Source organism: Salmonella sp. 2020_1459 (assembly GCF_043847915.1).
GTDB lineage: Bacteria > Pseudomonadota > Gammaproteobacteria > Enterobacterales > Enterobacteriaceae > Salmonella > Salmonella enterica.
This window is the reverse complement of sequence record NZ_JBCMFA010000008.1, coordinates 83722-97783: the sequence shown is the minus strand read 5'-3', so window position 1 is coordinate 97783 and position 14062 is coordinate 83722. Positions and strand designations below refer to the sequence as shown.

Here is a 14062-nt window from a genome sequence, read left to right as displayed (position 1 = left end):
CCACGCCCCGTAAAAACCCGCCAGGAACGCTTGACCTTTCCTTCGTTGTAACGCCTAGCCTTTGCCAAAAATTCTGCGGCAGCGTTGCGGAATGGCCGACACGCTGCGGTAAAGAGGGAAACGACATGCGTAGAACATTCAAAATTATGTTGATAGCTGGCGTCATCGCCGCCATCGGGGGCGTGATTTACATGGCCGGCGAAGCACTATGGGATAAAGACAACGCCGTCGGACCACCGGCCAGCGCGCCGCCTCCACCGTCGGTACCGGTTGCTAAAGCCCTTAGCCGCACACTCGCGCCTACGGCGGAATTCACCGGTTTTCTGGCCGCGCCGGAGACCGTGGAGCTGCGTTCGCGCGTGGGAGGAACCCTTGACGCCGTCAGCGTTCCGGAAGGACGTCTGGTAAGCCGCGGACAACTGCTGTTCCAGATCGATCCGCGCCCGTTCGAGGTCGCCCTCGACACCGCCGTCGCGCAATTACGTCAGGCTGAAGTACTGGCCCGCCAGGCGCAGGCGGATTTCGATCGCATTCAACGACTGGTCGCCAGCGGCGCCGTATCACGTAAAAACGCTGACGATGTCACCGCCACGCGTAATGCGCGACAGGCGCAGATGCAATCGGCCAAAGCCGCCGTCGCCGCAGCGCGCCTTGAACTCTCCTGGACCCGTATTACCGCGCCCATTGCCGGACGCGTTGACCGCATACTGGTGACCCGGGGCAATCTGGTCAGCGGCGGCGTAGCGGGTAACGCCACGCTTCTGACGACTATCGTGTCTCACAATCCCATGTATGTGTATTTCGATATTGACGAAGCCACCTGGCTGAAGGCGTTACGGCATACCCGCTCCGACAAAAATCCACCGGTAGTCAACATGGGGTTAACCACCGATAACGGGCTGCCTTATCAGGGCGTACTCGACTTTATGGGCAATCAGATGAACCGCAGCACCGGCACTATCCGGGCGCGCGCCGTGATTCCTGACCCCGACGGAATGCTTTCTCCCGGCCTGTTTGCCCGAATCAGTTTGCCCATCGGCGAGCCGCGGGAAACCGTGCTGATTGACGATCTGGCGGTGAGCGCCGATCAGGGCAAAAACTATGTGCTGATCGTCGGCAAGGAGAATCAGGTGGAGTATCGTCCGGTTGAGTTGGGACAAATGGTCGATGGATTCCGCGTCGTTACACAGGGAGTACTGCCGGGAGAAAAAATCATCCTCAAGGGGCTGGTGCGTCCTGGCATGACCGTTGCGCCACGTCTGGTGCCGATGCGGCAGAATGTGACCGACAAACAGACCGCGACATTGACTAAAGCGGACGGCGACAGTGCGCCGAAGGCGGTGCGCCAATGAAATTCACCCACTTTTTCATTGCACGCCCCATCTTCGCCATCGTCCTGTCGCTGTTAATGCTGCTGGCTGGCGCTATCGCCTTTTTAAAACTGCCGCTGAGTGAATATCCGGCCGTTACGCCGCCCACGGTACAGGTTAGCGCCAGCTACCCCGGCGCTAACCCGCAAGTGATTGCCGATACGGTAGCCGCGCCGCTGGAACAGGTGATCAACGGCGTTGACGGCATGTTGTATATGAATACCCAGATGGCCATTGATGGTCGCATGGTTATCTCTATTGCCTTCGAACAGGGAACCGATCCTGATATGGCGCAAATTCAGGTGCAAAACCGGGTATCCCGCGCGCTGCCTCGCCTGCCCGAAGAAGTCCAGCGAATTGGCGTTGTAACGGAGAAAACGTCCCCCGATATGTTGATGGTGGTCCATCTTGTCTCGCCGCAAAAACGCTATGACTCGCTTTACCTGTCTAACTTCGCCATCCGGCAGGTTCGCGACGAGCTGGCCCGTTTACCCGGCGTCGGCGATGTTCTCGTCTGGGGCGCGGGCGAGTACGCCATGCGCGTCTGGCTGGACCCGGCGAAAATCGCCAACCGCGGTCTTACCGCCAGTGATATCGTTACGGCGTTGCGGGAACAAAACGTACAGGTCGCCGCCGGTTCCGTCGGGCAACAGCCGGAGGCCTCCGCAGCTTTTCAGATGACGGTAAACACGCTGGGCCGCCTGACCAGCGAAGAACAGTTCGGCGAGATTGTGGTAAAAATCGGCGCTGACGGCGAGGTGACGCGTCTGCGTGATGTCGCCCGCGTCACGCTGGGCGCAGATGCCTATACGCTGCGCAGTTTACTGAATGGCGAAGCGGCGCCAGCGTTACAGATTATTCAAAGTCCGGGCGCCAATGCGATTGACGTTTCTAACGCGATTCGCGGCAAAATGGATGAGTTACAGCAAAACTTCCCGCAGGATATCGAATACCGGATTGCCTATGATCCTACGGTCTTCGTGCGCGCATCGCTACAATCGGTGGCGATTACGTTGCTGGAAGCCCTCGTGCTGGTCGTCCTTGTCGTGGTGCTGTTCCTGCAAACCTGGCGGGCGTCCATTATTCCTCTGGTGGCGGTTCCCGTTTCGCTGGTCGGCACCTTTGCCTTGATGCACCTGTTTGGCTTTTCGCTGAATACGCTTTCGCTGTTTGGTTTGGTCCTGTCGATAGGTATCGTTGTCGATGACGCCATCGTTGTGGTCGAAAACGTGGAACGGCATATCTCGCAGGGCAAAAGCCCCGGAGAGGCGGCAAAGAAGGCGATGGATGAAGTCACTGGTCCCATTCTTTCTATTACCTCGGTGCTAACGGCGGTCTTTATCCCTTCCGCATTCCTGGCGGGCCTGCAGGGTGAGTTTTATCGTCAGTTCGCGTTGACCATCGCTATTTCGACCATCCTTTCGGCCATTAACTCACTGACGCTCTCCCCTGCGCTGGCCGCCATTTTGCTAAGACCGCACCACGATACTGCGAAGGCTGACTGGCTAACGCGGTTGATGGGCACGTTCACTGGCGGTTTTTTCCATCGCTTTAACCGTTTCTTCGACAGCGCGTCGAACCGCTATGTTAGCGCCGTCCGTCGGGCCGTGCGCGGCAGCGTCATTGTGATGGTGCTCTATGCTGGCTTTGTGGGGCTGACCTGGCTTGGCTTCCATCAGGTGCCGAACGGGTTTGTGCCTGCGCAGGATAAATACTATCTCGTCGGCATCGCCCAGCTCCCAAGCGGCGCATCGTTGGATCGCACAGAGGCGGTCGTGAAACAGATGTCCGCTATCACGCTGGCGGAACCCGGCGTTGAAAGCGTCGTCGTCTTCCCCGGTCTGTCGGTTAACGGCCCGGTAAATGTGCCAAATTCGGCGCTGATGTTCGCCATGCTGAAACCCTTTGACGAGCGTGAAGATCCTTCACTTTCCGCTAACGCTATCGCCGGAAAGCTAATGCACAAATTTAGCCACATTCCCGACGGGTTTATTGGCATCTTCCCGCCGCCGCCGGTTCCAGGGCTTGGCGCGACGGGCGGCTTTAAATTGCAGATTGAAGATCGTGCGGAACTGGGATTTGAAGCGATGACAAAGGTGCAAAGCGAGATTATGTCTAAGGCGATGCAGACGCCCGAACTGGCCAATATGCTGGCCAGTTTCCAGACGAACGCCCCGCAATTACAGGTGGATATCGACCGGGTAAAGGCGAAATCAATGGGGGTATCGCTCACCGACATCTTTGAAACGTTGCAAATTAACCTCGGCTCGCTTTACGTCAACGATTTCAACCGATTTGGCCGTACCTGGCGGGTGATGGCGCAGGCCGATGCGCCATTCCGTATGCAACAAGAGGATATCGGCCTGCTTAAAGTCCGCAATGCGAAGGGCGAGATGATCCCGCTTAGCGCTTTCGTCACGATTATGCGCCAGTCGGGGCCGGACAGAATCATCCATTACAACGGCTTCCCCTCGGTAGATATTAGCGGTGGACCGGCTCCAGGCTTCTCCTCCGGACAGGCGACGGACGCGATTGAAAAGATCGTGCGTGAAACGTTGCCGGAAGGGATGGTCTTCGAATGGACCGATCTGGTTTATCAGGAAAAACAGGCCGGCAACTCCGCGCTTGCTATCTTTGCGCTGGCGGTGCTGTTGGCCTTCCTGATCCTGGCGGCGCAGTACAACAGTTGGTCGCTGCCCTTCGCCGTCCTGCTTATTGCGCCTATGTCATTACTCTCAGCCATTGTCGGCGTGTGGGTATCTGGCGGAGATAACAATATCTTTACGCAGATTGGTTTCGTGGTGCTGGTCGGCCTGGCGGCCAAGAACGCCATTTTGATTGTCGAGTTTGCCCGCGCCAAAGAACACGACGGCACAGACCCGCTGACCGCCGTGCTGGAAGCGTCCCGCCTGCGTCTGCGTCCTATCCTGATGACCTCATTCGCCTTTATCGCAGGCGTAGTACCGCTGGTACTCGCGACGGGTGCCGGCGCGGAAATGCGACATGCGATGGGCATCGCCGTGTTTGCCGGCATGTTGGGCGTCACGCTCTTCGGCCTGTTATTGACGCCTGTATTTTACGTGGTGGTTCGCAGGATGGCATTAAAGCGTGAGAACCGCGTTGATTCGCATGATCAGCAAGCATAATGATGGGAATGGCATAATGAAGATCACTTTTACAGGCTATCGGCAGACCGCCACGCTGGCGACGCTTGCTTTCGTCACCACGCTTGCTGGCTGTACGATGGCGCCGAAGCACGAACGCCCCGCATCGCCGACTGCGATGGTCTATCCCTACGCAACGTCAACCGTTTCTGGCGCGCCGGATGCCGCTGACATTGGCTGGCGTGATTTCTTCCACGATCCGCTTCTACAGGAACTGATCGCGATCGCGTTACGCAATAATCGGGATTTACGCAAGGCAGGGCTCAATGTTGAAGCCGCCCGGGCGTTATACCGTATTCAGCGCGCGGAGATGCTGCCGACGCTCGGCATCGCCACCGCCATGGACGCCGGTCGCACTCCCGCCGATCTCAGCGTCACGGACGAGCCTGAGATTAACCGACGCTACGAGATGGCTGGGGCGACGACGGCCTGGGAACTGGATCTCTGGGGGCGAGTGCGAAGCCTTAGCGACCAGGCATTAGCCGCCTATATGGCGCTTGATGAGACGTACATTGCGGCGCGAATGAGCCTGGTTTCCGAAGTCGCCAGCGCCTGGCTGACGCTACGGGCTGACCGGGAGCTGCTGCGCTTAACCGAAGATACGCTGGCCGCGCAAAAAAGTTCATACACATTGACAACCCAGCTTGCCCGGACAGGCAACGCCACACAGCTCGATCTGCGTATGGCGGAGATCGCGCTGCGTTCTGCGGAAATCAATCGCGCGGCGTATACGCGACAGTTGGCGCGGGATCGTAACGCGCTGGAATTGCTGTTGGGCCAGCCGCTCACGCCTGAACTGTCGCGTCGACTAAACGAGGCGGTCACGCTTACGGAAGGCGCGATCCCGACCACACTGCCAGGCGGATTACCGTCAGATCTGCTGGTACGCCGCCCGGATATTCGCGCCGCCGAGTACAGGCTGCGTGGCGCAAACGCCCGAATAGGCGCAGCGCGCGCCGCCTTCTTCCCGACCATCAGCCTGACAGGCACGGCGGGAACGGCCAGCGCGTCTCTTAGCGGACTCTTTGAACCGGGATCGGGAAGCTGGCGTTTTCTACCGCAAATCACCTTGCCTCTCTTTCACGGCGGCGCATTACGCGCTGACCTGGATAGGGCGCATGTCCAAAAACAGATTGAAATCGCCAGGTATGAAAACGTTATTCAGCAAGCCTTTCGCGACGTGGCGGATGGTCTGGCGGGACAGCGTACGCTGAATGACCAGGTGCAATCAGAACAACGCGCGGTTGAAGCCAGTCAAATCGCCTATGAGCTGGCCGGACTCCGTTTTCAGGAAGGCGTCGATGACTACCTTACGCTGCTTGATACCCATCGTATGCTTTATGGCGCGCAGCAGCGTCTGGTGCGCACACGGCTCATGCAGCAGTTGAATATCATCAGGCTGTATAAGGCCTTAGGCGGCGGTTGGCGGGAATACAGCGAGAAAAAGCAAGGTTAGCCCAAATAGCGCCCGCGTCGCCAGTGCGGCGCGCGCGCTAAACAGGCATATATTGCCTGCAAAATAAGGTTAACGAGGGCAACGATAAACGTTCCCGCTTAACGTGACATTCGTTTGTTTGCTTGAGCCCGAACCGTGCCATGAACTTCCTGTCTGGCCTGCACGCTGGGTTAACAGGACTACCGTATTTCCGCCCATTTTATAAGCTTTGTTTTTCAGATCGTTACGGGCACCCGTTTCCAGGTTACTGTTGGAAGTCCAGCCACCGGTAAAGAAATTCCCCTGGCTGCCCGTGATATCCCCTAAGTAGCTGCATTCCTTACCTGGCTCGCTGGTCATCACCCGTACCTGTTCAGCGCCATAATTCAACGAATTAGCGCTACATGCGGTTAAAGCCAAGCCGACGAAACATACTAAGATCTTTTTCATACTAATACCTGGTCTATTAATCATTAAATAATAACGCGTTCTTGCTTCTGAACGCCGTCAAGGAACTATATTTAAGATGTAACGAATGTCTTTCATTTGCTGAAGAAAAGTCTCTGTCATGATGCTATCATGTATGCTTGAGGCTATTTCTTGTTCAGTTTTTTCAATATGCTCTCTGAGTCTTATTTTTGTTTTTTCGTCAAGCGCCGAGATAAGTATCTTAATGGCAAGCAGCATAGTAGGATTGATGCTTTCACACTCTCTCATCGTTAACTTTTTCATCTTGTTTGCTTCAAGCCTGATCGGCGTTTTTGTCTACACGGCAAATTTTAGATGCGAAGATATGGCGACTTCTTTGGTAAATAAATAGCAAATGGAAAAAGCGTTTGAAGCCATATTTACGACAGATACGCAATCTATGAATGTACAAAGTCTTACGACTCATGCCATAGCTACTGGCGATCTGACTCATCGACTTTTTATATAAAAAGTGCCATAACACTCCTCCTCCTTTTTTGTCAACGGCGTAAGTTCACCGACCGCTACATCATTTGCACAAGCGTATTTAATGAAATGCTCAATAAAAACAGGCTTTGCCAAATCGGGATCGATATCAGGATCTCTATCGCAGCCATGTGGATAAAGTTTTCCAATATCTCTGCGCGTGAGCCAGATTCGACGAGCATGTGGATAATGCTGCATGAGCGCCTTAAAACCTTTCCAGACCCCCTGAATCAAAACTCGTCCATCAATAATAATTATGATATCTTCGCTAGCTGATATCTGACACGAATTATATTCTCCATTGAGTGGGAACATAAAGCACTTCCCATCCTCAAAGAGTGAAGCGATGCCTAAATAAGTATAATAATCATCCGTTAAAACTATACCTATCGTTTTTAACGGAAGTTGTTCCGATAGTGAATTTATCATAATTTCATCAATAGAATAACGCTACGGTGAGTGTTTTTATCTTCCTCTTAAGATTACCTGAGCGCTCATAACCATCCCTATTCTGTAGCAGCACCATATTATTTTTAATTCCTTGCCATAAACGTAACGCTTATACTTTTAATGTCAGAAACGATAACCTACGCTGACACCAAATGTATTGGTATCCACAGCGAAGAAACGACTGGCTTCCCATGATGCATCGATAGATATACTCTTAACTGGATTAAATATTACGCCAGCGCCGTAGGCAAAGGAGTCTTCTTTTGAGTGTTTATTAAATTTCATCGTCGCTATACCCGCATTGCCGTACAGGCTCACATAGTCATTAAAACGATATGTTGGTCCAAACATCAAAGAACCATAGTCCACAGAATCGGAACCATTTTTATGCAATTTCCCCTCTTTCCAGGTGTAATTCTCCATTTCATTGCGCGTCGCGGTGAATGAGCCTAACATCCCCCAAGTCTCATTAAACTCGTAACGATATTTAAAATTAAAGCCTCGCAGATCTTTGCTATCGCTATTTTTCAATGAACTGAGATGAGTTTGTGCATAACCAAACGATACGGTGTGCTGATCGTTAGCCAAAGCTAAAGGTGACGCTAATAATAAACCTAAAAAAACAAGGAACGAAGACCGTCTTTTCATTAAAACCACTCCATTTTTGATATATAATTAAGGCGGTACCGGAACTTATGGCACACAAATAGCATTTAGATTAAGAGCACCTAATGCGCTTATTACCAGTCATGCCAACTGCGGAGGTAATATAACCTGATATATTCGATAATGGATATGAAATCAGTCTTACAGAGTTCTTACTTTTTTATTAATAGCGGATTCATAGTTGCTTCAGACCCGATCCTGGCATCGCATCCGTCAGGCGGGCTGCGAGAGGTTATCAGCGAGTATCAGTTACCTCCATGAAGAATAAAAAATTCATAACCAATTGTTTTATATGTATTTTAATTGATTATTGAGTTAATCTTTACCCTTGCGGAGGGCAATTTCGCAACTCGCTTTCTGACGCATTCAGACAACATTCAGATCTACTGCGCGGTACAAACGTTATAAAGCTGCCGATTAAGAGAATAAAAAAAGGTTTTCTCACCCACTTTAGATATTCGAATCTCATTAGCCGCTTCCGGATGCAGAACCCGTAAATATGATAACAGATCGCCAGCCGTGTCCGTGGCAAAGACTTTTACCTGGGATACTTCGAACGTATAAACACCAGGCGCTGTTCGATGTAAATTTTTCATATACACGTCCCGGTATAATATTTTTACACCGTTATCTTTTTTTTTATTTCATATTGAAGCGTAATTCTCTTCATCTTAAAATCAAGAACAAGACTGCCATCGGCATGGATATCTTTAGGTTGTATCGTCGTTACCGTTCTTGTCGTACATAAAAATTCATTAGTATTAATAGAACTATGGCTACTGTTTCGTACCCAAACTACCATCAGTACGACTGAAACAGCCAACATACCAAACGTCGCCACGCTTAATAACGTTCTTTTATGGAAATGCATTTCGGCTCCGCTATATCAAGTTGGTTAAGACACTGGACAAAAATATTTGTATTAGGAACGCGAATATAATAAATGATTTTCCCGTTTTGTTTATGTATTTCATTACTCATCTCAGAGTACGCTTCAACGATATCCGTCAGATGGGTTTTATCATGCCCGACACTATAAAAAGTGTATCCATCATACGAACCCTGGAGGGTAAAGTAATCAATAGTTTCACCCTTAACTTTATACATCATAAAAAACATCAGAAGCGCGGCCAGGCAAAAGTAGAGCCAATCTTTTTTATTCACAGCGCCCGGTATTGGGGGGATAATAGTGTCATCGCGCCGCACTTCAACCGTCGATACTTCTGTTTCAGCAACAGCAGGCAACGGCATATTTTGCGCCTCATCACTCAACGGTTCAATGGAAACTGAGAGTAAAACACCCACGCGAGGACGAGTCACAACAGACGCCCCCTTAAGACCAATTTTATCAAATGATCCTCGTAACTGGTTAATCAGTTTATAATAACTGGCATCAGAGACCACGACACCTTTGCGCCCCCAGACATAGTTAATTAAATCATCTTTTTTAAAAAGGCCTTCATGAAAAGCGATAAGCAAACTGCGTTCCGATTCAGATATCGTTATCGACTCTCCGGCGCAGGAAAGTGTCATTCGTTCACAATCAAGAATAACTCTTTTGTCAATCAGATAATTGTTCTGACTCATAAAAATATCCGCCCCAGTGCTATCACGTTTCTTCACGGCATAAACATATTACCAGGATATATCGCGCTATTGAATTTTTTTCCGTAGCGAGCTCCTGTATTATTCAGCCACCAGGCCACTCGCAGATTCGTTTTCCCCCTTGAGCAGACCATTTTGCCTCTGGGCCGACTTGCCAAGCCAGCTCATAAAGTCATTAGCCTCCATCGGCCTGGCATAAAGAAATCCCTGAACGAATCCTACCCCGTGGCTTAAGATGTAACGCAATTGGTGCTGGGTACTGACCCCTTCGGCAACCACATTGAGCCCCAGTCGCTGACTCAGCGTAATGATAGTATCCAGGACAGGAACATCATCGCTGCTGGTATCAATGGTATCGATAAACGTTCTGTCTATTTTAAGAGAGTCTACAGGTAATTGCTGGAGATAGGAGAGGGAGCAATAGCCGGTCCCAAAATCATCAATCGCTATTAACACGCCTTTTTCACGGAGCGTTGAAAGTTTTTCTGCGACCTGTGAAGGTTCTACAATCAGGCTACGTTCGGTGAGCTCCAACATAAGCGTTATCGTTCCCAAACGAGTCCTGAGCGCCTCTATATCTTGTATAAAACCGTCATCCATAAGATGCGCAGGCGATATATTTACGCTGATATAGAAATCATCCGATACAGTCCAGTTTATCACGTCATGAGCAATCAGTTCGAACAGATGACGAGAGAGTGGAATAATCATGCCTTCATTTTCTGCGGCGGTAATAAAAATATCCGGGGTTATAAAACGGCCATCCGGTTGCGGCCAGCGCATTAGCGCCTCCACGCCGCCGCAACTACCGTCTTTAACATTAAAAACAGGTTGATAATGTACCGTAAATTCATTGTGCGTTATTCCCCTGGCAATCTCCCGGGCCAGAGATAAGCGTTTTAAATACCAGCGCCTGTAGAACAACATCATCCCTACAGAAAGACATAATGACAGCGGAATAAAAATAAAAAGGTTTTGTAACCAGTATGCCGATAACGTTGAGAAAGGGGTTCGCACCATCAGCTGGATAGTGTGATCGGTTGAGGTGAACCGCTGCGTTAAAAACGCCTTACCGCGCAACGTCGCAGCGCTGGTAATCGCCTCCCCTGCGCCGAATGTCAGGCTAAAGGCTGATGCTCTCTCTGCAGCCAATATCTCCATGAGCTCCTGGACATACTGCGAATCCACAATGACGAAGGCCGCTTTATTCGCTGCTACTTTTTTCACATAAACCACAACAAGGCGATCGGGTCCTTCGGCCATACTACCGATAGATCGCAACCACCGTTCCGGATAAGAAGCAGGTAAAGAAAGCCCTGCCAGCCGGGAAAAATGATAGCGTTCGGTTCCGGTGACAAAGGAGCAAGTGATATCGCCATTTTCCAGAAACCCAATGTCACGGACATAAGGAGTGAAGGCCCGCGTTCTGGACAGTTCTTTCAGCGTGTCAGTGCAAGAACTCTCAGCCAGTCTGGCGGCTTTTCTGGCGACTTGCCAGGAGGCGGCAGATATATCCGCGCTAAACCGCAGCAGTGTATTGGCGCTGACGGCGATATCTCGTTTTAGCTGGAAGATACCCGCGAGTAACCCCACCAATATCATTACGATCAGTGGAACGGCAATAAACAACATCAGAAATAGCTTTCTTACTTTCAAATCATTGCCCTCTTACCGGCCTTCCTTTTGCCACTGTACGCTTTTATAGGATAACTAAAGTAACATTAATATAGAAAAGCAATATTGAGAGATAGATTATACGTTCTTAATGATAGCAAGATGGCACTCCCTGTGCCGAAAATAGACAAGAAAATATCAATATCCAACAGGTGCAGGATACTATCGTTAAAATAAGCGATAGCAGATATCTAAATTCAATATGTTAGCCAGATGCCAGGTTCGCTGCCTGATGAGGCATAACCATCACGGAACGAATTCCCATCAATACAGGGATTATTGGCTACAACTCAACGTTACTACTGGTGGTACACACATTATACAAATGTCGATTAAGCGAAAACATGTAGGTATTTTTCCCAATTTTGACCATCTTTAACTCATTAATCGTACCAGGCTGTAACAGTCTCAACCAGGAAAACAAATCGCCAGCAGTATCAGACTCAAAAGTCTTAACTGAATTGACTTTAAAAGTAAATGTTTTCATACCCGTTCTGCGCAGTTTGCTGATGCAGATATCACGAAAAAAAAGCCGTTTCTCTTTCGTATCGGTAGTAACATCGTAGTGTAGGGTAATCCTGCCGGATTTAAGATCCAGCACAAGTCCACCATCCATGTACAATTTTCGTGGTTCAATATACGCTTCTGATTTTGTCGTGCATATAAGATTATTGGTTCTATAAGAGTCACGATTTACCCACTCAAGCGCTATTACCGATCCGATTGCGACAATGGCGATAAATATTACAAATATAATCAGTAACGTTCTTTTACTGTAATACATTTTGGCACCGCCATTTCAACAGGATTTAAGCATTGCAGAAAAATATTCATATTTGGCTCCCTGATATAATAAAGATGGCGTCCATTTTGCCGGTAAATTTTAATTTTTAGAGAGTTAAAAGCAAAAACTACTTCACTTAATGTGACCTTATCCTCTTTTGTTTTATAGATTGCATAATCGTTATATTCACCAAGGTATGTAAAAAAACTATCAGGGCTGTTACGAACAGGCGCTTTATATATAGTAAATACACCATAGAGCAATGCCAGAAGAATGGCTCCTGTTAATACCACAAATACGCTGTGACGTTTAATTTTGTAAAATATGTTCTCCCGAGTCGGGGTGCCTTTAACGTTTTCATCACTCACCTTTAGGGAGGTGATTTTTTTTATAGGTTCAATGGCAACAGACAGCGACACCCCCACCCGAGGACGAGTTACGATGTCAGATGACTGTAGACCGATGCTACTAAAATCATTTCTCATTTGATTAATGAGTTTATAGTAACTTGATTCTGAGACGCAGCCTCCACGATTTTCCCAAACAAAATGAATAATATCTTCTTTTTTGTAAAGACCATGCCAAAAAGCAAGAAGCAGATGGGTCTCAGCTTCTGATATTCTGATTATCTCATTACCATGCGATAAGGTCATCTTCGTACTATCAAATACAACACGCTTATCAAGTAAAAATATAGTTTCATTCATGACAATCCTAAAGGTAACTGCATCCATCATTCAGACGACATATTATCATGCTCAAAAAAGAATTCAGCCCCCTAATTAACCTGAGTTTAACTTATAAGTCTCACTTATAGTAAACAATAATTGACACAAGTATTACCTGCACATTACAAATCAAACAGTTATAGGTAAATCTGAACACTTTTCTTTACCTTAACGCAAACTCAGGAAACTTCTGAAAGGCCAAAAGTAAGAAAAAAGTAAGACTAATTATACTGTTTCAGAAGCACATTTCAGAAAATTTACCTTAATCTCACCATCGTATTATCCATCGGGAGGTTTAACTGATACGGATTTTACATAGCAAAAATGTGCAGGTTTGTATTGCAACATAGTCTATCTATTCAGACGCGGAGAGAATTGTTATCGGATTACACTCAATCAAATGATAACACTATCAGTTGTACTAATGAGATGTATGGACGAAAGCGCTTATCGCTCTATTTCATGATAAGAGAAATAAGTCTGTTTGTTTTATATCGCATTATCAATAGTCAGGAGGGTATAGCTCACATCCAAAAATAGAGTTAATGATCGTTATTTTTACCACTCCTCCATAAGCACGAAACATTCGGGCGAATTGCACTCGTCCTGAAAAAGTAAAGATTAATACAGGAACATTATCATATGTCTATGAAAAAATATTTAGCAATGATCACAGGCTCACTTCTTGTCTCCAGCAGCGCGATGGCTGTTTCTGATAACACCATCACCTTTCAAGGGGAAGTCTCTGATGAAACATGCTCTGTCGTGATTAATGGTAATCAGGCTAAACCCGTCGTGTTATTACCAACAGTAAGTACTAAAGATTTATCAGAACAAGGGAAAACCGCGGGGCCAATAACGTTTGATATTGGGCTGTCCGGATGTACCGGCTCTCAGGACAAAACAACAAAAATTTCCACTGTCTTTGTCGGTAATCAGGTCACCAGTAACGGTAACCTGGGTAATACTGGCAGCGCGAAAAATGTTGAAGTCCAATTACTCGACACCTCAGGGGAGCCAATCAATCTGACCGGCGGCTTTACTGGCGACGGCGACCTACAGCTGGAACCAAATGCTTCTGAAGCGAGCGCGACTTATACCGCGCGGTATTACTCTACCGGGAAAGCAGAGGCTGGGACAGTCGCTGCCACCCTACAATACGCCGTTTCGTATAAATAATCGTCGCTACGGTCTGGCGTTGAAACGCCAGACCATTTTCAATCGCCAGGGAG

The 14062-nt window shown here is 48.7% G+C and carries 10 protein-coding genes and 3 pseudogenes; 4 read left to right on the top strand and 9 right to left on the bottom strand.

Translation table 11 applies throughout. The features are described 5' to 3' along the window. Positions 1 to 125: 125 nt before the first annotated feature. Genes mdsA through mdsC form a run of 3 tightly spaced genes read left to right on the top strand, consistent with a single transcriptional unit; the run spans position 126 to position 5990 of the window. Positions 126 to 1352 carry a multidrug efflux RND transporter periplasmic adaptor subunit MdsA gene (gene mdsA, locus ACH0VJ_RS19535; RefSeq protein WP_001254845.1) on the top strand — a complete coding sequence of 409 codons (1227 nt, stop codon included), beginning with the start codon at positions 126 to 128 and terminating at the stop codon, positions 1350 to 1352. Further along, the gene (gene mdsB, locus ACH0VJ_RS19530; RefSeq protein WP_000673147.1) at positions 1349 to 4516 is read left to right on the top strand and encodes a multidrug efflux RND transporter permease subunit MdsB; all 3168 of its coding nucleotides are present in this window, start codon (positions 1349 to 1351) and stop codon (positions 4514 to 4516) included. The genes mdsA and mdsB overlap by 4 nt, the downstream gene beginning before the upstream one ends. 16 nt (positions 4517 to 4532) lie before the next feature. Continuing rightward, positions 4533 to 5990 carry a multidrug efflux transporter outer membrane subunit MdsC gene (mdsC, locus tag ACH0VJ_RS19525; protein WP_001537333.1) on the top strand — a complete coding sequence of 486 codons (1458 nt, stop codon included), beginning with the start codon at positions 4533 to 4535 and terminating at the stop codon, positions 5988 to 5990. Positions 5991 to 6059: 69 nt separating this feature from the next. On the opposite strand, the gene ACH0VJ_RS19520 is transcribed toward mdsC, so the two are convergent. The 9 genes and pseudogenes from ACH0VJ_RS19520 to ACH0VJ_RS19480 all read right to left on the bottom strand — a co-directional run bounded on the left by ACH0VJ_RS19520 (position 6060) and on the right by ACH0VJ_RS19480 (position 12809). Continuing rightward, the gene (locus tag ACH0VJ_RS19520; protein ID WP_000722978.1) at positions 6060 to 6419 is read right to left on the bottom strand and encodes a DUF4156 domain-containing protein; all 360 of its coding nucleotides are present in this window, start codon (positions 6417 to 6419) and stop codon (positions 6060 to 6062) included. 57 nt (positions 6420 to 6476) lie between these two features. Then, the gene (locus tag ACH0VJ_RS19515; RefSeq protein WP_000737127.1) at positions 6477 to 6701 is read right to left on the bottom strand and encodes a membrane protein; all 225 of its coding nucleotides are present in this window, start codon (positions 6699 to 6701) and stop codon (positions 6477 to 6479) included. A 10-nt stretch (positions 6702 to 6711) separates the two neighbouring features. Continuing rightward, positions 6712 to 7352 (bottom strand): annotated as a pseudogene (locus tag ACH0VJ_RS19510) (helix-turn-helix transcriptional regulator). Positions 7353 to 7496: 144 nt separating this feature from the next. Further along, a complete protein-coding gene (locus tag ACH0VJ_RS19505; protein ID WP_000830237.1) occupies positions 7497 to 8021 on the bottom strand; it encodes an Ail/Lom family outer membrane beta-barrel protein in 525 nt (174 codons plus the stop codon). A 401-nt stretch (positions 8022 to 8422) separates the two neighbouring features. Next, a pseudogene (locus tag ACH0VJ_RS19500) lies at positions 8423 to 8910 on the bottom strand (hypothetical protein). After that, entirely contained in the window at positions 8883 to 9626 is a 744-nt protein-coding gene (locus ACH0VJ_RS19495) for a transcriptional regulator (RefSeq protein WP_020839552.1), read from the bottom strand. The pseudogene ACH0VJ_RS19500 and the gene ACH0VJ_RS19495 overlap by 28 nt, the downstream one beginning before the upstream one ends. Before the next feature lie 99 nt (positions 9627 to 9725). After that, complete coding sequence (locus ACH0VJ_RS19490) at positions 9726 to 11300, bottom strand: EAL domain-containing protein (RefSeq protein WP_000868302.1); 1575 nt, start codon at positions 11298 to 11300, stop codon at positions 9726 to 9728. A gap of 501 nt (positions 11301 to 11801) precedes the next feature. Then, positions 11802 to 12102: pseudogene (locus tag ACH0VJ_RS19485) on the bottom strand (hypothetical protein). After that, a complete protein-coding gene (locus ACH0VJ_RS19480) occupies positions 12075 to 12809 on the bottom strand; it encodes a hypothetical protein (RefSeq protein WP_023193129.1) in 735 nt (244 codons plus the stop codon). Before ACH0VJ_RS19480 ends, ACH0VJ_RS19485 begins: the two are co-directional and overlap by 28 nt. Before the next feature lie 663 nt (positions 12810 to 13472). Here ACH0VJ_RS19480 and ACH0VJ_RS19475 point away from each other — a divergent pair. Beyond that, on the top strand, positions 13473 to 14009 hold the full coding sequence (locus ACH0VJ_RS19475) for a fimbrial protein (RefSeq protein ID WP_000062035.1): 537 nt from the start codon (positions 13473 to 13475) through the stop codon (positions 14007 to 14009). Positions 14010 to 14062: the final 53 nt, after the last annotated feature.